Source organism: Martelella mediterranea DSM 17316 (assembly GCF_002043005.1).
GTDB classification, from domain to species: domain Bacteria; phylum Pseudomonadota; class Alphaproteobacteria; order Rhizobiales; family Rhizobiaceae; genus Martelella; species Martelella mediterranea.
The window spans coordinates 2,915,899-2,935,883 of the sequence record NZ_CP020330.1 but is presented as its reverse complement, the minus strand read 5'-3'; the positions used below and the strand labels follow the sequence as shown (position 1 = coordinate 2,935,883).

Here is a 19,985-nt window from a genome sequence, read left to right as displayed (position 1 = left end):
CGCTGGCGGGAGAGATGCCCCGAAAGGGGCAGTGAGGGTGGAACAGCGTCCCAGAGCTGTGACGCCGTCTCCGGGGATAGACTCTCCCCCTCACTGTCGCTGTCGCGACATCTCTCCCCTCCGGGGCGAGAAGATTGGGGGGCTATGCGACAAAGTCATATGCGATAACCCTGCCCTTGAGGGAGAGATCGTTTTGCCACCTTCGCCAAGAAACACAACGTTCCGGGCGTGGTTGCAGGCACAGCCCTGCTGCGGCCTCACCTGTTGCGAGCAGCAAGCCCCCTCCGGATCGCCTCCGCAATCTCTTCCGTCGCATCGACCGGCACATAGTCATAGGGCTCCAGCGCGCCCTCGAACGGCCGCGTCAGGCCCGCCGTATCCAGCCTGTCGATGAAGCCGGCGAGCTTGGGATTGAGGCGGTAGGGCCGCATTGGAAAAACCGGTTTGCCGGTGGAAAGCGCCTCGCTCATCATATTGTGCGAATCTGCCGTGACCGCCAGCATGTCAACGTAGCCGAGCATCGCGCGATAGGGATTGTCGGTTTCCGGCGACCAGATCCAGTGCGGAAAGCCTTCAAGCCGCTTGCGCAGAGCCGCCATCACCGGTTCAGGCGTGCGCCGCGACTGGGTAACGATGATGCTGCCGACCTCAGACTTCGCGTGATCGATCTGCTGCATGAAGTGCGCGAGCGCCGCCGCCTGATCCCGCGATCCGGAGACCGGGTTGCCGATCAGCACGCCAAGCCGCGGTGACGGCAGTTGGTTCCATTCGGCAGGTCGCGCTTCGACCGCCGCAGCGATTGCCTCGGGCGTCAGCGGATGCGGCCCGGTATCGGTGACCAGAACATTGTCGGCGCGAAAACGGTCGTGGCGCGGCATCCAGATCAGATCGGCGGCAGACTTGCCAATCCTCGGGTCCTTCAGAAACACGGTGAATGTCCTGCCGCCCGAAGCGGCCTTCACCGCTTTCAGATAGGGCACCATGCGCCGGCCACTCGCGATCGCGACATCCGGAAATGGCGGCGCGATCGGGCTGCCCGGCTTGCCGGGGCGGTGTTTCGGCGGAACGGGCCCGCGCGGCATCAGCCATTCCCATGGCTTGCCCGGCGAAATCACCTTTTCCTCGGCCGCCTCGCCCAGCCGCGAGACCACCCCCAGGCACTGCACCCGATCCCCGATCTTGCCGTCCGTGAGTATCCAGATATGCAATGGAGAAGGCCCTTTCCCGAGAACAGCGACATCCGCTTGTGGCCTGCGGAAACGCAGCCGTCAACAGCCGGAGCGCTTCGACGGCTTGCGGCAAGTCACGACAACGAAGGCGGTTCAGCCTCGCCGCACAGCCCCCCAATCTTCTCGCCCCGGAGGGGAGAGATGTCGCGAAAGCGACAGTGAGGGGGGGGTCTATCCTCGCGAACACCTTCACGAAACCGAAATGCCGCGCCACCCTCACTGCCCCTGTCGGGGCATCTCTCCCGCCAGCGGGAGAGAGTATTGGGAGTAACCCGCGAGGTCATCTGAAATCGCCGGCGGAACACCCACCGGCTCCTCACTCATATGCCAATGAGGCCTACATCCCCTCGGGGCCGCGGTTCATCGAGGCGGGGCCGGTGCGGCAGATCTCGACGAGACCGAGCGGCTTCATGATGGCGATGAACTGATCGACCTTCGACACCTTGCCGGTGATTTCGAACATGAAGTGTTCCACGGTCGCGTCGACCACCTTGGCCTCGAAGGCATCGGCTAGCCTGAGCGCCTCCTGACGCTGGTCGCCATTGCCGACGACCTTGACCAGCGCGACCTCACGTTCGACCGGCGCTGCCTGGCCCAGTTCGCGGGCGCGCACCGAAAGGTCGACGACCTTGTGGACCGGCACCATCCGGTCAAGCTGCGCCTTGATCTGCTCCAGCACGTCGGGCGTGCCCTTGGTGACGATGGTGATGCGCGATAGATGCGCCTCGTGCTCGGTCTCCGAAACGGTGAGGCTTTCGATATTGTAGCCGCGGCCCGAGAACAGGCCGATGACCCGGGCGAGAACGCCCGGCTCGTTGGCGACGACGACCGAAAGCGTGTGGCGTTCGGGCGCTGCGGTCTGGCTCGAAATGAAATAGGCCGAGCCGGTGGGCTGTAGTTTCGCGTTCATTGTTCTGACCTCTTTCAAACGTTAGACGAGCTGACGACCCTTGGCATCGATGGCGGTGGCGACGGCCTCGTCATTGGCCTCGTCCGGCAACAGCATGTCGTTATGCGCCCTGCCCGACGGGATCATCGGGAAGCAGTTGGCGAGATTGGCGACGCGGCAATCGAAGATCACCGGCTTCGGGCTGTCGATCATCCGCTGGATCGCCTCGTCGAGATCGTCCGGGCTGTCGCAATAGATGCCTTCTGCGCCATAGGCTTCCGCCAGCTTGACGAAATCGGGCATCGCCTCGGTATAGGAATGCGACAGCCGGTTGCCGTGCAACAGCTGCTGCCACTGGCGCACCATGCCCATATACTGGTTGTTCAGGATGAAGATCTTGATCGGCGCATTGTGCTGGATCGCCGCCGACATTTCCTGAATGCACATCTGGATCGAGGCATCGCCCGCGACATCGATGACCAGCGCTTCCGGGTGGGCGATCTGGACGCCCAGCGCCGCCGGCAGGCCGTAGCCCATCGTGCCCAGCCCGCCCGACGTCATCCAGCGCTTCGGCTCCTCGAAATGCAGGAACTGCGCGGCCCACATCTGGTGCTGACCGACCTCGGTGGTGATATAGGCGTCACGATCCTTGATCGCCGCATTCAGCCGCTCAAGCGCGTATTGCGGCATGATGACGTCCTTGTTCGGCGCATAGGCGAAGCAGTCGCGGCCGCGCCAGCGGTCGATATTCCGCCACCAATCGTCGAGCGACGGCTTTTCGGCCGGCAGCGCCCGCCACAGCCGCACCATGTCTTCCAGAACATGGGCGACATCGCCGAGGATCGGGATATCGACGCGAATGTTCTTGTTGATCGAGGACGGATCGATATCGATGTGGATCTTCTTCGAATTCGGCGAGAAGGCGTCAACCCGGCCGGTAATGCGGTCATCGAAGCGCGCACCGATACAGACCATGACGTCACAGTCATGCATCGCCATATTGGCCTCGTAGGAACCGTGCATGCCCAGCATGCCGAGCCAGTTCTTGCCCGATGCCGGATAGGCGCCGAGCCCCATCAGCGTCGAGGTGATCGGAAAATCGGTCAGTTCGACCAGCTCGCGCAGCAGCCGCGAGGCCTCGTCGCCGGAATTGATGACGCCGCCGCCGGTGTAGAGAACCGGCCGCCTGGCATGGGCCATCAGCTCGATCGCCGCCTGGATCGCCTCGGCATTGCCCTGGACCTTCGGCTGGTAGCTTTCGCGGATCATGTGTTCGGCGAGCGGCGTGTAGCGGCCGGTGGCGAACTGGATATCCTTGGGAACGTCGACGACGACCGGGCCCGGACGACCGGTCTGGGCGATGCGGAAGGCTTCATGAATGACATCAGCCAGTTCGTTTACGTCCTTGACCAGCCAGTTATATTTGGTGCAGGGCCGGGTGATGCCGACGGTATCGCATTCCTGGAAAGCATCCGAGCCGATCAGCGCGGTCGGAACCTGGCCAGAAATGCAGACCAACGGAATGGAATCCATCAGCGCGTCCTGCAGCGGGGTTACCGCATTGGTGGCGCCTGGACCGGAGGTGACAAGCATGACGCCGACCTTGCCGGTGGAGCGGGCATAGCCTTCGGCCGCATGGCCGGCGCCCTGCTCATGGCGCACAAGCACATGCTCGATTTCGTCCTGCTGAAAGATTTCGTCGTAGATCGGCAGCACCGCGCCGCCGGGGTATCCGAAAATGTGTTCGACCCCGTTTTCCTTCAACGCCTGCAAAACGATTTCGGCGCCTGTCATCATGTTGTCCGCTGCGGTCATCTCATTTTTCCGTTTGATGGTCCTGGGTTTCCTCGGGCATAAAAAAAGGCCCCTTCAAGGAGCCTGTCGTCGCGCATGGGTGGCTGCTGCCGGATGGTTACACCATCCTGCCCATGCGCGATCCCACCACAATAAGAAGTTCTTTCTTAGCCATGCTTGGCCTGATAGCCCGACTTTCCGCCCGCGTCAACGCGCAACTGCAAGAAAAATGCCGTGAAGCCCAAACGCGCGCAATAAAATTAGCCGGCCTGGATAGGCATCCCTCGCCCTAACCCCTTGCCGGATCGAGCCTTTTCCATTCCGGCCCCATCTGGTTGCGAAACCACGTCATCTGACGCTTGGCATATTGCCGCGTGGCAGCGCTTGCCTTTTCGATCACCTCGGTGCGGCTCATCTCGCCGGAAAGCATGGCCGCGATCTCCTTGACGCCGATGGCGCGCATCACCGGGGCCGCGGGATCGAGATCGAGCGCCAGCAGCGCCTCGACCTCCTCCACCGCGCCCGCCTCCAGCATCGTCTCGAAGCGGCGGTTGATGCGAGCGTGCAAAACCGGCCTTTCCGGCAGCACCACGATCTTGTCGGCGTTCGCCGCGTCGATCAACGGCGGCGGATTCTCGGCCTGGAAATCGGCGATCGACCGGCCGCTGGCCTCGAATAACTCAAGCGCGCGGACAATCCGCTGGCCGTCGCTTGGCGAAAGGCGTCCGCCCATGACCGGATCGATCGCCAGAAGCTGTGCGTGAAGGGCCGTAGCGCCTTCTTCTGCAAGCGCCTCTCGCCACTTCGCGCGGATTTCAGCGGGGACCGGCGGCATGGCGGCAAGGCCCTCGGTCAGCGCCTTGAAATAGAGCCCCGTACCGCCGACGATCACCGGCACCCGCCCCTCGGCTTCAAGCCGCTTGAGTAGCACTTCCATGTCGCGCAACCATGCGCCGGTCGAGTAGTCGCCGCCGGCCGGGACATGGCCGTAAAGATAATGCGGTATGCCCTGCATGTCTTCGACGGAAGGCCGCGCCGTCAGCACGCGCAGGGTGTCGTAGACCTGCATGCTGTCGGCATTGATCACCACGCCGCCGGCCGCTTCGGCCCGCGCGATCGCATAAGCGGACTTGCCGCTCGCCGTCGGTCCCGTTATCAGAACGGCACGCCAATGTTCACCCGAGGAATTCGCCATGGCTCTCGTTGCCACGCTTGTCGCCAATCCGTCAAACCCTGTCGTCACTGAGGACCTCGTTTCCCGGCTTTCCGGCGCCGCGCAGACGGAAAGGACGAACTGGCTGGCAACCGGCATCGCGGCGGATCTCGTGCTATCCGAAGGCGCGGATGGAGCGGCAGCGGAGAGCGCCCTCAGAGCGACAATCGGCCCACTGCCGGTCGACGTCGTGGTGCAGGATGCCGCAACGCGCCGCAAGAAGGCGCTGCTGGCGGATATGGACTCCACCATGATCGGCCAGGAATGCATCGACGAGCTGGCCGCCGAAGTCGGCCTCAAGGACAAGGTCGCCGCCATCACCGCCCGCGCCATGAATGGCGAGATCGAATTCGAGCCGGCCGTGCGCGAACGGGTCGCATTGCTGAAGGGGCTTTCGATCGGCATCGTTGACGAGATCATCGAAAAGCGCATCACGCTTACGCCCGGCGGCAGGACGCTGATCGCGACGATGAAGGCAAATGGCGGCTATGCGGCGCTGGTCTCCGGCGGCTTTACCGTGTTCACCAGCCGGATCGCGGCCATGCTGGGCTTTGACGAAAACCGCGCCAATATCCTGCTGGAAGACGGCGGAAAGCTCACGGGCCACGTTGCCGATCCCATCCTCGGGCGCGAGGCCAAGGTCGAGGCGCTGCATGATGTCGCGGCCAAGCGCGGCATTTCCGTGGCCGATGTCATGGCCGTCGGCGACGGCGCCAACGATCTCGGCATGATCAAGCTCGCCGGCAGCGGCGTCGCGCTCCATGCCAAGCCGAAGGTTGCCGCGGAGGCCTCGATCCGCATCGACCATGGCGATCTGACGGCGTTGCTTTATATTCAGGGCTACCGACAGGAGGATTTCGCGCCATGAAGCTCGCTGAAACCGAACGCCTGATTATCCGCAACTGGGAAGACCGCGACCGCGACCTGTTCCACGAGATCAACTCCGACGACACGGTGATGGCCTTCTTCCCGATGCGGCGCACCAGGGCGGAGAGCGACGCACTCTTCGACACGATCCGCGCGATGATCGCCGACACCGGCTATGGCTTTCCAGCCGTGGAGCTGAAGGACAACGGCGAGGTGATCGGCTTCACCGGCCTCAACAAGGTCTACAGCGCCGACATAAAACCGGACGGCACGCCCGAGATCGGATGGCGGATGACGACGGCTCACTGGGGCAAGGGCTATGCCACGGAGGCCGCCCGCGCCATGATCGCGCTCGCCTTCGACGAACGCGGCCACGACCAACTCGTCTCATTCGCGGTCGCCGACAACCACCGCTCGACGGCGGTCATGGAACGGTTGGGCATGGAGCGGGACCTTGCGGGCGATTTCGACCATCCTTCAATTCCGGACAGCCATCCGCACCTGAAACGCCACGTGCTCTACCGTCTCCACAAGGCCGACTGGCAGGGCTGAGTCCGCTATTCCAGCACCAGGCTGACAATGCTGAGCGCGCCGTCCGGGGCCGCAACCATCAGCGACACGCTGCGGCGGCCCTCGGAGATCAGCTTGACGATGCTTGAGCGCACCTCCTGCGGCGTCGAAACCGCATCCTGCTCGACCTCCACGATCACCATGCCGGGCTCCAGCCCCTCGTCGGCGCCGGCGCTGTCCGGCTCGACCTCGGTGATCAGCACGCCCTCGACATCGCCGTCGATCTGGTAGAGCGCGCGGCCATTGTCGTCGAGATCGCCAAGCGTCAGCCCGTAGAGCGACACCGGCAGGCCGGGCTGATCGGGCACGCCATCCTCCGGCAGGGCTTCATCGGTCAATGCCGGCCCGCTCTCCGCCAGTTCTGGTTCCTCCAGCAGTTGCGGCGTCACCTGAACCGTCATTCGTTCGCCATCGCGCACGATCTCGACATCGGCCGGCTCGCCGATCCGGCTTTCGGCGACAAAACGCGGCAGGTCGCGGGGGCTTTCGATCGGATGGCCGTCGAAACTGAGGATGATATCGCCTTCCTCAAGCGGGCCGCCGGCACTCGGTCCATCCTCGATGATCGAGCCGACCGCGACGCCCGATGGATCGTCCGAACCCAGCGAAGCCGCAAGGTCATCGCTGACCTCCAGCACGCGAATGCCGATCCAGCCGCGCCGCGTCTGACCGAACTCGACGAGCTGATCGACGATATTCTCCGCCAGTTCGCTTGGGACGGCAAAACCGATGCCGATCGAGCCGCCCGAGGGCGAAAGGATCGCGGTATTGATGCCGATCACCTCGCCATCCATGTTGAACAGCGGGCCGCCGGAATTGCCCTTGTTGATCGCCGCGTCGGTCTGGATGAAATTGTCATAGGGCCCGTCGAGCTCGCGCCCGCGCGCCGAGACGATGCCGAGCGTCACCGAGCCGCCGAGACCGAAGGGGTTGCCGATCGCCACCACCCATTCGCCAATTCGCACGGTGCGCGAATCGCCGAACTTCACCGCCGGCAGCGGCGCATCGGGCTCCACCTTGAGAACCGCGAGATCGGTCTTGTCATCGACGCCGAGCAGCGTCGCGTCCAGCGTCTCGCCATCGGCAAGCGTCACGGAAATCGTGTCGGCATTCTCGATCACGTGGTTGTTCGTGACGATGATGCCGTCCGGATCGATGATGAAGCCGGAACCGAGCGACGACACCGGCCGGCTGCCGGGCCCGCCTTCGCCGTCGAAAAAGTCCTCGAAGAATTCCTCGAACGGCTGGCCTTCGGGCACCTTGGGCACCGGACGATCGCCGGCGTCGCCATCGCCTTCCTGCGAGATCGAGATATTGACCACGGAGGGCAGCAGCCTTTCGGCCATGTCGGCGATCGAGACGTCGGAGAGGGTTTCCGCCTCCGCCCGGCCGGCCGGACCCGCAAGCGGCGTCGAAGCGGCCAGAGCGACAGCAAGCCCGAGACCGGCAAGGCGGCGGACAAAGAGGGAATCGACTGTCTTCGACATGAAGCCTCCGTCATTGATGATCAGATCATAGGGCATTTCCGGCGAAGATCGAGACCGGACCCTCCGAAAATGATGGGCCCGCCTCCCACGGCCTCACCCGTGCACCAGGAACACCAGCAGCACGCCAAGCGCGACGGCGACAACGCCTGCCAGCCTCAATGCGCCTTCCGAGAAAGTCGGCAGCAGTCTTGCCATGGAGACAAGAAACGAAGGGGCCAGTGCATAGACCAGCCCCTCGATGATCAGAAAGAATGCGAATCCGATCAGGATATCCTGCATCAGCATGGATCAGTTGCTCCCGGCGGGAGCTTCCGTCGTATCCTCTTCCACGTCCGGCGCGAATGGCGCGGGCGCATCGTCGCTGCCGCTGGAGCCGAAATACTCGAAGAACTCCGAATTCGGCGACAGCACCATCGTCGCATTGTCGTTGATGACGTCCTTGTAGGCGTTCATCGAACGATAGAAGGCGAAGAAGGCAGGATCGCGGCCATAGGCATCGCCAAGGATGCGGTTGCGTTGGCCATCGCCCTCACCGCGCAGGATTTCGGCTTCCTTTTCCGCCTGCGAGGTGATCTCGACGACCTGGCGATCGGCCACGGCCCGCCGGGTTTCGGCCTGTTCGCGGCCGTTTGCCCGGATCGCCTCGGCTTCCGCAAGACGCTCCGACTTCATCCGCGAATAGGTATCTTCCGAGACCTCGGGGGTCAGGTCGGTGCGCAGAACGCGGACGTCGACGATCTTGATGCCGAGCTTCTCGGCGTCGTTGCGCAGCAGTTCCTGGACTTCCTCCATCATCGAAGCGCGTTCGAAGGAAAGCGCCGCCTGGAAGCCGCGCAGGCCATAGACCCGGCGCAGGGCCGAATCGAGCAGCGACCGCAACTGCCCTTCGGCCTCCGTCCGGTCGCCCGAAACGGCCTCGCGGAAGCGTTCGGGATCGTTGATGTTGTACACCGCGAAAGCGTCGACGATGTAGAACTTGCCGTCGGCGACCTGGATACGCAGATCGCTGAGGTCAAAGCGGAGATCCTGCTTCGAGACATACTGAACGCGGTCGGCATCGATGAAGGAGAAGGGAAGCTTGAAATAGATTCCCGGCTCCGACTCCACGCGCTGGATCTCACCGAAACGGATGACGATCGCCTGCTGGCGCGGATTGACCACGAAGAACGAGCCGTAAAGCACCACGAGAATGACGCCAATGGCGGCAAGGGTAGCGAGAAGACGATTGGATGACATTACTGGCTCGCTCCCTGCGTCAGGTTCTGCGTCGAGGATGATGCGGGAAGCGTCCGCTGCGTCCGCTGGGCCGCATCACGGTCGATCTGATCGAGCGGCAGATAGGGAACGACCCCCTGCCCTTCATCATCGACGATGACGTTCTTGGACTGCGACAACGCGTCCTGCATGGTCTCGAGATAGAGGCGCTTGCGTGTCACGTCAGGTGCGGTGCGATAGGAATCATAGATCGAGATGAAGCGCTCGGCCTCACCCTCTGCTTCCTTGACGACGCGGTCCTTGTAGGCCGCCGCCGCCTCGCGGACCACGGCCGCGTTACCGCGGGCAGCGCCCAGTTCCTTGTTGGCATACTGGTTGGCTTCCTGCTGGAAGCGGTCCGCATCCTGTCCGGCGCGCTGCACCTCGTCGAAGGCATCGGCCACCTGTTGCGGCGGCGACGCATCCTGGAAGGACACCGCGTTGACGGTGATGCCGGCGCCGTATTCGTTCATCGTTTCCTGAATGATCGACTTCACGTTGACGGCGATCGCCTCACGCTGCTCGCGGTAGACGTCGTTGGCGGGCCTGCGGCCGACAACTTCGCGCATGGCGCTTTCCGATACCTGATTGAGCGTCTCGATGGGCGATTCGACATCAAACAGGAAGCTCTTGGGGTCGGTCACGTTGTAGATCACCGAGAAGCTGAGATCGACGATGTTCTGATCGCCGGTCAACATGATGCCCTCGGGGTCTCCGCGGCCGCCGCCAAGGCTCATGCGACGTTCGGTGATGTCGACCTTTTCGACGGTCTCGAACGGCCAGAACATGAAGTGCAGACCCGGTTGGGCGACGTCCGTCTTGGGCTTGCCGAAGCGCAGTTCCACGCCGCGCTGGTCGGGCTGGATGGTGTAGACCGACTGCATGATCCAGAACACCGCCAACACCAGAACGATGATCGCGATCAGGCCGGCGCTGAAACCGCCGGGGAACATGCCCTTGAACTGATCCTGGCCCTTGCGGAAGAAATCCTCGATATCAGGCGGGCCGCCGTTTCCGTTGCCGCCATTGCCGCCGCCGGAGGGGCGCTTCGGCCCCTGGCCCCAGGGCCCCTGATTATCGCCGCCGCCTCCCCAGGGACCGCCGCCATTCTGATTGCTCCAGGGCATCCACACCTCTTAACTGTTTGTTTCCTCTGAACCGCAAAGCGCGGTCCCGTTGACGCGCAAGGCGTTTGACCCGTTATAAGGATGCAGACGACCGCTTTCAACGCGATCCGTGATAACGAAAGAGTTTTCTCGGTAAATTCCTGTTCAACGACACCGCTCATAGACCCTGTAGCAGGTCGGATAGTCATCCTTCTCGCCGGCGGGAAGCCTTTCCTCCTCGCCAACCTCCCAGAGCGCGGGATCGATTTCCGGAAACACCGTATCGCCTGCAAGCGTGGTCTCGACATGGGTGATGCGCAGCCGGTCGGCCAGTGCTAGCGCCTGCCGGTAGATTTCGCCGCCGCCCTGAATGCAGATTTCGTCCACGCCCTTCTCCACGGCGTCCTTTCTGGCGAGCGCCAGCGCGTCCTCCAGCGAGGTCGCGGTCAGGCATCCCTCGATCACGAGGCCGGGATCGCGCGACACGACGATATTGGTGCGGCCGGGAAGCGGCTTGCCGATCGATTCGAAGGTCTTGCGGCCCATGATCTGCGGCTTGCCTTTGGTGATCGCGCGAAAGCGTCTGAAATCGGAGCCCAGGTGCCAGGGCATGTCGCCGGCCCGGCCGATCACCCCGTTTTCGGCCACGGCCGCGACCAGCACGATATCGATTTTTTCCATGATTGGGCTCCTCAAAAGCGGCTCGCCGCTTCATGCCATACCCATCTTGCAAGGCGCAATGCCAGAGGGGGCCAGAGGGGGCCCAGAAGAGGGGGATTGTCCGCGCGAGGGCTGGACGGGTACGACGCGACTGCATAATCTGGCCGAAAGCCTTCGGCAGGCGCGACGACCCTTTCAGAGAACCGCCTTTGACCCAGATCGACCAGACACAGAAATTCATCATGCGCGGCCGTTTCGGCGCCGACAGCTTCATCCCGTGGATGGACCGGCATGCCCGCAAGCTCGGACTGGAGAAGCGAATCATCACCGCCTCGCCCGAGCGCATCGAGATGGCGGTCAAAGGCCCGCCTGCCCTGATCGACGCGATGGAAATGGCCTGTTCGCTGGGGCCGATCGATATCTGGGTCGAAGACATCGAATGCCTGCCGCTCAATGCCATGCCGAAATCCGATGAGCCGGTCGGCCATTGACGGGGCCAGCTATGCCTCAAGACGCCCGGCTTCGGCGACCGCACCCTGAATTACCTTTGCATCAAATTTGTTCATTCTTGCCAATGCATATTTGCTGTGCAAATTTAGACGCCGTCGATGCGATCACTTGTTGAAAGGGCGCGCCGGCCGATGACAAATCAATGTTTGGAAAGCCCCGAAATGCACCCCCAGACAACAGGCAGATGGACGCCGGCGGCGCTCTCGGCCGACCTGGCCGCGAGCACGGCGATGCCGGCCAGTCTCGCGACCAAGACCATCGCCCTGTGGCGCAGCGCCTCCGGCCGCCTGACCGCCTCCGACGACCGCTGTCCCCACAGGGGCATGCGCCTTTCCCACGGCTTCGTGCGCGGCGAGGCGCTGTCCTGCATTTATCATGGCTGGCGCTATGGCCAGGATGGCCAGTGTCTGCGCATCCCGGCCCACCCCGATCTGACCCCGCCAAAGACCATCCGCGTTGAAACCTATCCCGTGATCGAACAGGACGGCATCATCTGGATCGCGAGCGGCGAGGATGCCGGCACGCCGCCGCCCCTGAACGGGCTGATGCCGCTTCGCTCGCTGAGCGTGAGCGCCGGCATTGCCGCCATCGAACTGGCCACTGAAGCAAAAGCGGATGCCGACGGCCTGCTGAAACCATCCGATGACGCCTTCTGTCTTCTGCTTGCCCCGCAGGGCGAAGCCGCAACGTTGATTCATGTGCTCGTTTCCGCCGACGCAACGCCCCCGCAGCGGATCGCCGTCTCGCGGCAGGCGGAAACGCTGCGCCGCAAGGCGGAAGCCGCCAGCAACCAGGGAGCCGGCTCATGAATGCCATGCGAGACGAATGGTATCCGGTCGCGCTGTTCAGCCAGCTCGATCGCCGCGACACCATGCTGATGGGCGAGAACATCACCGTGGCGCGCGTCGGCGCTGACGAGGCGAAGGTGACAACCGAAGACGGACGTGCGCTGCCGGTACGGATACGCTACGGCCACGTCTGGACCTCGCTCGGCACGCCCGACCACGAACTGTTCGACATTCCGGAAGCCGACGATCCCGAACGCCGCCTTGTCGAAGTCGGGATCGTCCGGGTTCAGTGCTCGCCGCTCAGGGCCGTGGAAAACTTTCTCGACATCGCCCATTTCCCGTTCGTCCACACCGATATTCTCGGCGCGGAGCCGCATACCGAAGTCTTCAACTACAAGGTCGAAATCCGCGAGGAGGAGGACGAGGTCTGGGCGACCCAGGTGAAGTTCTACCAGCCGCAGGCGGCCAAGTCGGCAAGCGGCGGCATCGACACGGACTATATGTACCGCGTCCCCGCCCCCACCTGTTCGGTGCTTTACAAATCCTGTCCGCCGCGCCCCGGCGAGTGGGATGTGATCGCGCTCTTCGTTCAACCGCTGACGGAGGAAGTGTGCGAGGTATGGCCGTGGATGGCGCTGTTTGACGACACCTCCTCGATGACCGACCTGATCCAGTTCCAGCAGATGATCTTCCTGCAGGACCGTTCGATCCTCGAAAACCAGATCCCCGCGCGCCTGCCGCTTGACCCCGGCAAGGAAATCCCGACGCGGGCCGACATGACATCCATCGCCTACAGACGCTGGCTGAAGCGCCACAACTATACCTATGGCGCGCAATTGGTGGCCCAATGAAACTCTACGACTACATACTTTCTCCAAGCTGTTACAAGGTCCGGCTGATGGCGGCGCTGGCCGGCGTCACGCTTGAGACCCGCGCGGTCGACTTTCACCCCGGCAGGGAACATCGCGGCCCGGAAATGCGGCAGCTCAATCCGGCGGGAACGCTCCCGATCCTGACGGATGGCGATCTCGTGCTGACCGAATCCTCGGCCATGCTCGCCTATATCGCGGCCGGTTCGGCGCCCGCGTGGCTTGGTCGGGCCGATAATCCCGTCGAGATCGCCCTCGTGCAGCAATGGCTTGCCTTCTCGCCCAGGCTGACGGCGAGCCTCGGCGGTGCCAGGCTTCATCAGATGCTCAACATGCCGGGCGACATCGATGCCATGTCCGCCGCGGGCGTCGCGGCCCTCAGGGAACTGGAGATGGGGCTTTTCGAGCAACGCGAACGTGGCATGCGCTATCTTGCCGCCGACCGGCCAACGATAGCCGATATCGCCTGCTTCCCCTATGTGGCGCTCGCCCCCGACGGCAATATCCTGCTCGATCCCTACCCGACGATCCGCATGTGGCTGCGCGCCATCCGCTCGCTCGACGGCTTCATCGAGATGCCGGGCATCCACCGGCTGCATGAACTGAAGCCTGAACCGGAACACGCGGCGGAGGAAAGCTGAGTGACCGGCTATCTGCTCAAGAACTGCGCGGCCGTTGTGGTCGATGAAGGCAACGGTCCGACCGTGCTGCGCAATGTCGATCTTCTCACCGAGGGCCCGGCGATCAAGGCCATCGGCACGGGTCTTGCCGAGGGAGAAATTCCCGGGGGCACGACGGAAATCGATGCGGATGGATGGTTCGTCTATCCCGGCCTCGTCAACACGCATCATCACTTCTTCCAGTGCTTCGTGCGCAACCGGGCCGATCTGGACTGGACCAAACTGTCAGTCATCGAATGGCTCGACCGGATTTATCCGGTGTTCTCGCGGCTTGACGAGGACTGTTTCTATCATTCCTCAGTCACGGCCATGGCCGAACTGATCAAGCATGGCTGCACCACCGCCTTCGACCATCAGTACAATTTCCCGCGCCATGCCGGCAAACGGCTGATCGACCGCCAGTTCGAGGCCGCTGACCTGTTCGGCATGCGGTTCCACGCCGGGCGCGGCGGCAACAGCCTGCCGAAATCCGAGGGCTCGACCATACCCGACGAGATGCTGGAGACCACCGACGAATTTATCGATGACTGCGCGCGGCTGATCGACGCCTATCACGATGCAAAGCCCTTCAGCATGCGCCAGGTCGTGGTCTCGCCCTGCCAGCCGGTCAACAGCTATCGCGAGACCTTCGTGGAATCGGTGCGTCTGGCGCGCGATCGCGGCGTGTTGCTGCACACCCATGTCGGCGAGGGCGAAAGCCCGGTGATGGAGGCCCGTTACGGCAAGCGCACTGTCGACTATCTGGAGGAGATCGGTTTTGCCGGCCCCGACACCTTCTACGCCCATTGCTGGGAACTGAGCCATGACGAGCTTCGCCGGATGGCGGCAAGCGGCACCGGCGTCTCCCACTGCCCGGAGCCGGTGTATCTGGTCGGCGCCGAGGTGACCGACATTCCGGCGATGGCCGCCTTCGGCCTGCGTGTCGGGCTCGGCTGCGATGGTGCTGCCTCCAACGACAATTCCAACCTGATGCACTGCCTGCATTCGGGCTACATGCTGCAATGCCTGGTCTCATCGACCCGCGAGCACCCCGTGCCGCCGCCCGCCGATTTCCTGGCCTACGCCACCACTGGCGGCGCAAGCCTGCTTGGGCGCAACGATATCGGCCGGCTCGCGCCCGGCATGGCCGCCGACCTGTTCGCGATCGACACGCGCCGCATGGACTATGTCGGCACCAGACACGATCCGCTGAGCCTGATCCCACGCGTCGGCATCGGCAGCGCGACCGACATGACCATGATCAACGGACGGATCGTCTGGCAGGATGGCGCATTCGCCGGCCTCGACGAGCACAAGCTTTTTGCGGACGCCGAACAGGCGCTCGCCGGCATTGCAATGTGAAGACCAACCTCCAGGGAACCGATAACATGACCAAGATTACCCGCAGAACCTTGATCCAGGCCGCAGCCGCCACCGGCCTTGCCGGTGCCATGGGCACCCGGCACGCCTTCGCCGCCGACGAACCGCTCGGCATCACCCTCGTCGTGCCGTCACCGATCGGCGATGTCGGCTGGGGCCATGCACTGGCCGCAGGCCTCGAGCCGGTCAAGGAAGCCTATGGCGACAAGGTGAAGGTCACCGTGCTTGAAAACATCATGGAAGGCCCGGATGCCGACCGGATCATGAACAAGACCGTCGCCGATGGGAATAATTTCCTGATCGCCGGATCGTTCGGCTATCAGAACGGCGCGTTCCAGATCGCCCGGCGCAATCCGAAGATCAGCGTGCTGCATGCCTCCGGCTATATGGTCGGACCGAATTTCTCGCCGTTTGCCGCCAAATATTTCCAGGGCACCTATCTGCTCGGCATGGCCGCCGCAGCGGTTTCAAAATCCGGCAAGCTCGGCTCTGTCTCGGCCTTCGCCATTCCTGAGCTGATCACCTCGATCAATGCCTTCACGCTCGGCGCGCAGGCGGTCAATCCGGATGTCGAGGTCTCGGTTGTCTGGGTCAATTCCTGGTTCGATCCGGCACAGGAACAGGATGCCGCCAAGGCGCTGATCGCGCAGGGCTGCGACGTGATCTTCTCCAACGCCCAGGACACGCCCTCGGTCATCTCGGCCTGCGAGGAAGCCGGCGTCTACGCCTTCAACCTCAACTCGTCGATGCAGAAATACGCGCCGGAGAAATATCTCGGCTGCGTGGCCACCGACTGGTCGCCCTATTTCAAGGCGCAGGTCGATGCCCATATGAACGGAACATTCAAGGGCGCCAATGCCTTCCTCGGTATGGCTGACAATGTGGTCGAAGTCGTCGACCTCAACAGCGACATCCCTGCCGACATCATGGAGAAGATCAAGTCGACCGAAGCCCAGATCGCCGACGGCAGCTTCTCGCCGTTCACCGGGCCGATCGCCAAGGCTGACGGCAGCGAGGGCGTGGCCGCCGGCGAGACCATGACCGACGAACAGATCGTCGCCATGGACTGGCACGTCAAGGGCGTCACCACGCCGCTGCCGCAATAAGGCCCGCAGGGAATGGAGACACCACTCCTTTCGCTCAGGGGCATTTCGAAGAGCTACGGACAGGTCCAGGCCAACCAGGACATAGACCTCGCCGTCGCTCCGCGATCGATCCATGCGATCCTCGGCGAGAACGGCGCGGGCAAGTCCACGCTGATGAAGCTGATCTATGGCGTGGAGCAGCCCGACGCCGGCAGCATGGCGTGGAATGGCGAGCCGATCGCGCTCGCCTCTCCCGCCGCCGCCCGCCGCCAGGGCATTGGAATGGTGTTCCAGCATTTCTCCCTGTTCGAGACGCTGACCGTCGTCGAGAATATCCAACTCGTCATGCCCGGCGCCAAGGCCGCGCTTGCCGAGCGCATGCGCGCGCTCGGCCGCGATTTCGGGCTGGAGGTCGATCCCTTCGCCCATGTCCACGCGCTTTCGGTGGGCGAGCGTCAGCGGGTCGAGATCATCCGCTGCCTGATGACCGATCCCAAGCTGCTCATCCTCGACGAGCCGACATCGGTGCTGCCGCCACAGGCGGTCACCCTACTGTTCGAGACATTGCAACGCCTGCGCGATGGCGGCGTGTCGATCCTGCTGATCTCGCACAAACTGGAGGAAATCCAGGCGATCTGCGACCGGGCGACGATCCTGCGCGCCGGTCGCGTCACCGGCCATCTCGACCCGCGCGCGCATGACGAGCATACGCTTGCGAAGATGATGATCGGCCGCGACATCCCCGAGCCGGTGCCCGCCGAACCGGTCGAGCAGGGCGACAAGCAACTCGAGATCATCGGCCTCGACTACAAGCCCGAAGACCCGTTCGGCGTGTCGCTTTCCGGCATTACACTCACCGTTCGCGGCGGCGAAATCCTCGGCATCGCCGGCATTTCCGGCAATGGCCAGAGCGAGCTGACCGCTCTGATTTCCGGCGAGACCCGGCTTCCCACCGCTGACCGCATCTTCATGATGGGCAAGGATGTTGGTCCCATGGGTGCCGCCGCACGCCGCAAGCTCGGATTCGCCTTCGTTCCGGAAGAACGGCTTGGCCGGGGCGCGGTTCCGGAAATGTCTCTGGCGATAAACGCCATTCTGACCGCCCATGGCCGCAACGTGGTCCGCAACGGCGTGATCGACAGGAAAGCGGCAGAGGCCTTCGCCCTTGAGTGCATCAGCGAATATGACGTCCGCACGCCGGGCCCGCAGGCCGAAGCCGGCGCGCTTTCCGGCGGCAATCTGCAGAAATTCATCGTCGGGCGCGAGATCATGCTGGCGCCGAAACTGCTGTTCGTTGCCCAGCCGACCTGGGGCGTTGACATCGGAGCCGCGACCGCGATCCGGCAGCGGCTGGTCGCGCTGCGCAATGCCGGCATGGCGATCCTGGTGATTTCCGAGGAGCTTGAGGAATTGTTCGAGCTTTCCGACCATATCCAGGTGCTCCATCACGGCAGGCTGAGCCCGCCGCTCGTCACCCGCGACACCCGACCCGAGGAGATCGGCCGCTACATGATCGGTTCCGAAGCAGGAAAGCGCGCCTCATGACCGCCCTGTCATTCCTGCCCAATCTGGTGAAGCGCGAGCAGGCCTCCTTGAAGGCGACCCTGCTCGCGCCGCCGCTGGCGCTGCTAGTGGCCGTGATCCTCAATGTCGGGCTTTACGTGCTGATGGGCCGCAGCCCGGTGGCGGTCGTCTATGCCATGCTGCTCGAACCCTTCATCTCCTGGACCTCGTTTTCGGAAGTGCTGCTGAAAACCGGACCGCTGCTTTTGATCGCGCAGGGTCTCGCGATCGGGTTCCGGGCGAAGGTGTTCAATATCGGCGCGGAAGGACAGTTCATCCTCGGCGCGATCTTCGCCTCCGCGATACCGGTCTGGTTCCCGATGGCGACGGGGTTCTGGATCTGGCCGCTGATGCTTCTGCTCGGCGCCGTCGGCGGCGCGCTGTGGGCGTCGATCACGGCGTTCTGGCGCGCGCGCCTCAACGCCAGTGAAATCCTCGTTTCGCTGATGCTGAGCCTCGTCGCGCTGCAATTGCTCTACTACCTGCTGCTCGGGCCGTGGAAGGACCCGAACGGCTTCAACTTCCCGCAATCGGTGATGTTTCAGTATGACGCGATGGTGCCGACGCTGATCCCCGGCACCAGGGTCAATGTTTCGCTGCTGATCGCGCTCGCCTTCTCGGCCGCCGCCTTCGTGTTCATGCAGAAGAGCTTCATGGGCTACAGGCTGCAGGTCGGCGGGCTGGCGCCGAAGGCGGCGGGCTATGCCGGGTTTAGCGACAAGAGCGCGATCTGGCTTTCGCTGCTGATCGGTGGCTTTGCGGCCGGCCTCGCGGGCGCTGCCGAAGTGGCCGGCCCCGTCGGCCAGCTCCAGCGTTCGATTGCGACGGGCTACGGCTATGCGGCGATCATCGTTGCCTATCTCGGCGGCCTGCACCCCATCGGGATCATCTTCTCCTCGCTGTTCATGGCAGCGCTCTATATCGGCGGGGACAATGCCATGGTCTCCGCCAACCTACCGGTCGCGGCGGTTCGGGTATTCCAGGGCAGCCTGCTTCTGGCCTATCTCGTCGCCATCGCTTTCGTGCGCTATCGGCTGGAGTGGCCGGCCACCCATCGTCGGAGCGCGGCATGAACGCAGTCGAATTCATCATCGCCGGCATGCTCGCCGCCGCAACGCCGTTCCTGCTGGCCGCCCTCGGCGAGCTCGTGGTCGAGCGCTCCGGGGTGATCAATCTCGGCCTCGAGGGGCTGATGGCGCTGGGCGCGGCGATCGCCTTCATCGTCGTCTATCAAAGCGGAAGCCATATTCTCGGATTTGTCGCCGCAGGCATCGTCAGCGCGCTGCTTGCGTTGATCTTTGCCTTCGTCGTGCTGGGTTTCCGGGCCAATCAGGTCGCGGCCGGGCTTGCGATCGGCATTCTCGGACAGGGGCTTTCGGCGCTGTTCGGCAAGACCTATGAGAGCCTGACGATCAAAGGCCTGCCGAAGCTTGCGATCCCTGGCCTCTCCGATATCCCCGTGGTCGGTGGACTGTTCAGCCAGGATATCGTGGTCTGGCTGTCGCTGGTGGCCACATTCGGCGTCTGGTTCATGCTGAACCGCACCAAGACGGGCCTCGTCATACGGGCCGTCGGCGAAAACCCCAAGGCCGCGCATGCGATCGGCTTTCCGGTCATCGCCGTGCGTCTGGCGGCGATCGTCTTCGGCGGCGCCATGGCAGGTTTTGCCGGCGCCTATGCCGCAACGGTCTACACGCCGCTCTGGGCCGACGGCATGATCGCCGGACGCGGCTGGATCGCCATCGCCCTCGTCGTCTTCGGCACGTGGCTGACGGGCCGGGTCTTTCTCGGCGCCTGCATGTTCGGGCTGGTTTCGCTGCTGAGCCTTGCCGCCCAGGCGTCCGGCGTCGGCCTGCCCTCGCAACTGCTCTCCGCCCTGCCCTATATCGTCACCATCATCGTGCTCGGCATCATCTCTGCCGACCGACGCCTGCTGAAGCTCAACGGCATCGCCTCGCTCGGCGAGCCGTATGAACGGTAGACCCTGCCAGGCTGAAAAGAGGAGCGCCTGTTTGCCCAGACCGGCGCGTCCTTCTGTGCACACTGCCCCCATTTAAACCTG

The 19,985-nt window shown here is 63.5% G+C and carries 20 protein-coding genes; 11 read left to right on the top strand and 9 right to left on the bottom strand.

Annotated elements, in window-relative coordinates; genetic code table 11:
* Positions 1–257: 257 nt before the first annotated feature.
* From Mame_RS13690 to miaA, 4 genes are all read right to left on the bottom strand, one after another.
* Positions 258–1,208 (bottom strand): mitochondrial fission ELM1 family protein, encoded by a 951-nt coding sequence (locus Mame_RS13690; RefSeq protein ID WP_018063043.1) that lies wholly within the window; start codon positions 1,206–1,208, stop codon positions 258–260.
* 358 nt (positions 1,209–1,566) lie between these two features.
* The gene (gene ilvN / locus Mame_RS13685) at positions 1,567–2,139 is read right to left on the bottom strand and encodes an acetolactate synthase small subunit (RefSeq protein WP_018063042.1); all 573 of its coding nucleotides are present in this window, start codon (positions 2,137–2,139) and stop codon (positions 1,567–1,569) included.
* Positions 2,140–2,160: 21 nt separating this feature from the next.
* Complete coding sequence (locus tag Mame_RS13680) at positions 2,161–3,912, bottom strand: acetolactate synthase 3 large subunit (protein ID WP_235726785.1); 1,752 nt, start codon at positions 3,910–3,912, stop codon at positions 2,161–2,163.
* A 289-nt stretch (positions 3,913–4,201) separates the two neighbouring features.
* Entirely contained in the window at positions 4,202–5,107 is a 906-nt protein-coding gene (gene miaA / locus Mame_RS13675) for a tRNA (adenosine(37)-N6)-dimethylallyltransferase MiaA (protein ID WP_018063040.1), read from the bottom strand.
* Here miaA and serB point away from each other — a divergent pair.
* Together serB and Mame_RS13665 are read left to right on the top strand one after the other, a co-directional pair.
* On the top strand, positions 5,106–5,993 hold the full coding sequence (serB, locus tag Mame_RS13670; protein ID WP_018063039.1) for a phosphoserine phosphatase SerB: 888 nt from the start codon (positions 5,106–5,108) through the stop codon (positions 5,991–5,993). The genes miaA and serB overlap by 2 nt on opposite strands.
* Positions 5,990–6,544, top strand: coding sequence for a GNAT family N-acetyltransferase (locus Mame_RS13665; protein ID WP_018063038.1), 555 nt, complete (start codon positions 5,990–5,992; stop codon positions 6,542–6,544). Before serB ends, Mame_RS13665 begins: the two co-directional genes overlap by 4 nt.
* 5 nt (positions 6,545–6,549) lie before the next feature.
* Here the strand turns inward: Mame_RS13665 and Mame_RS13660 are convergent, their stop codons facing one another.
* From Mame_RS13660 to Mame_RS13640, 5 genes are all read right to left on the bottom strand, one after another.
* Positions 6,550–8,049: a Do family serine endopeptidase gene (locus tag Mame_RS13660; RefSeq protein WP_026173172.1), complete on the bottom strand. Its 1,500-nt coding sequence runs from the start codon at positions 8,047–8,049 to the stop codon at positions 6,550–6,552.
* A 93-nt stretch (positions 8,050–8,142) separates the two neighbouring features.
* Positions 8,143–8,328, bottom strand: a complete 186-nt coding sequence (locus Mame_RS13655) for a DUF2065 domain-containing protein (protein ID WP_026173171.1) — start codon at positions 8,326–8,328, stop codon at positions 8,143–8,145.
* A gap of 9 nt (positions 8,329–8,337) precedes the next feature.
* Positions 8,338–9,285, bottom strand: coding sequence for a protease modulator HflC (hflC, locus tag Mame_RS13650; RefSeq protein WP_018063035.1), 948 nt, complete (start codon positions 9,283–9,285; stop codon positions 8,338–8,340).
* Complete coding sequence (gene hflK, locus Mame_RS13645) at positions 9,285–10,430, bottom strand: FtsH protease activity modulator HflK (RefSeq protein ID WP_018063034.1); 1,146 nt, start codon at positions 10,428–10,430, stop codon at positions 9,285–9,287. The genes hflC and hflK overlap by 1 nt, the downstream gene beginning before the upstream one ends.
* Before the next feature lie 144 nt (positions 10,431–10,574).
* A complete protein-coding gene (locus tag Mame_RS13640) occupies positions 10,575–11,090 on the bottom strand; it encodes a dihydrofolate reductase (protein WP_018063033.1) in 516 nt (171 codons plus the stop codon).
* A 188-nt stretch (positions 11,091–11,278) separates the two neighbouring features.
* Between Mame_RS13640 and Mame_RS13635 the strand changes: the two genes are divergently transcribed.
* From Mame_RS13635 to Mame_RS13595, 9 genes are all read left to right on the top strand, one after another.
* Positions 11,279–11,560 carry a hypothetical protein gene (locus Mame_RS13635; protein WP_018063032.1) on the top strand — a complete coding sequence of 94 codons (282 nt, stop codon included), beginning with the start codon at positions 11,279–11,281 and terminating at the stop codon, positions 11,558–11,560.
* Positions 11,561–11,740: 180 nt separating this feature from the next.
* The gene (locus tag Mame_RS13630) at positions 11,741–12,388 is read left to right on the top strand and encodes a Rieske (2Fe-2S) protein (RefSeq protein WP_018063031.1); all 648 of its coding nucleotides are present in this window, start codon (positions 11,741–11,743) and stop codon (positions 12,386–12,388) included.
* Entirely contained in the window at positions 12,385–13,218 is an 834-nt protein-coding gene (locus Mame_RS13625) for an aromatic ring-hydroxylating oxygenase subunit alpha (protein WP_018063030.1), read from the top strand. Before Mame_RS13630 ends, Mame_RS13625 begins: the two co-directional genes overlap by 4 nt.
* The gene (locus Mame_RS13620) at positions 13,215–13,877 is read left to right on the top strand and encodes a glutathione S-transferase family protein (protein WP_018063029.1); all 663 of its coding nucleotides are present in this window, start codon (positions 13,215–13,217) and stop codon (positions 13,875–13,877) included. The genes Mame_RS13625 and Mame_RS13620 overlap by 4 nt, the downstream gene beginning before the upstream one ends.
* A complete protein-coding gene (locus Mame_RS13615; protein WP_018063028.1) occupies positions 13,878–15,257 on the top strand; it encodes an amidohydrolase in 1,380 nt (459 codons plus the stop codon). It abuts the gene before it with no gap.
* A 26-nt stretch (positions 15,258–15,283) separates the two neighbouring features.
* Positions 15,284–16,381 (top strand): BMP family ABC transporter substrate-binding protein, encoded by a 1,098-nt coding sequence (locus Mame_RS13610; protein WP_018063027.1) that lies wholly within the window; start codon positions 15,284–15,286, stop codon positions 16,379–16,381.
* 12 nt (positions 16,382–16,393) lie between these two features.
* Positions 16,394–17,905: an ABC transporter ATP-binding protein gene (locus Mame_RS13605; protein WP_018063026.1), complete on the top strand. Its 1,512-nt coding sequence runs from the start codon at positions 16,394–16,396 to the stop codon at positions 17,903–17,905.
* A complete protein-coding gene (locus Mame_RS13600) occupies positions 17,902–18,996 on the top strand; it encodes an ABC transporter permease (RefSeq protein ID WP_018063025.1) in 1,095 nt (364 codons plus the stop codon). The genes Mame_RS13605 and Mame_RS13600 overlap by 4 nt, the downstream gene beginning before the upstream one ends.
* Positions 18,993–19,904 (top strand): ABC transporter permease, encoded by a 912-nt coding sequence (locus Mame_RS13595; protein ID WP_018063024.1) that lies wholly within the window; start codon positions 18,993–18,995, stop codon positions 19,902–19,904. The genes Mame_RS13600 and Mame_RS13595 overlap by 4 nt, the downstream gene beginning before the upstream one ends.
* Positions 19,905–19,985: the final 81 nt, after the last annotated feature.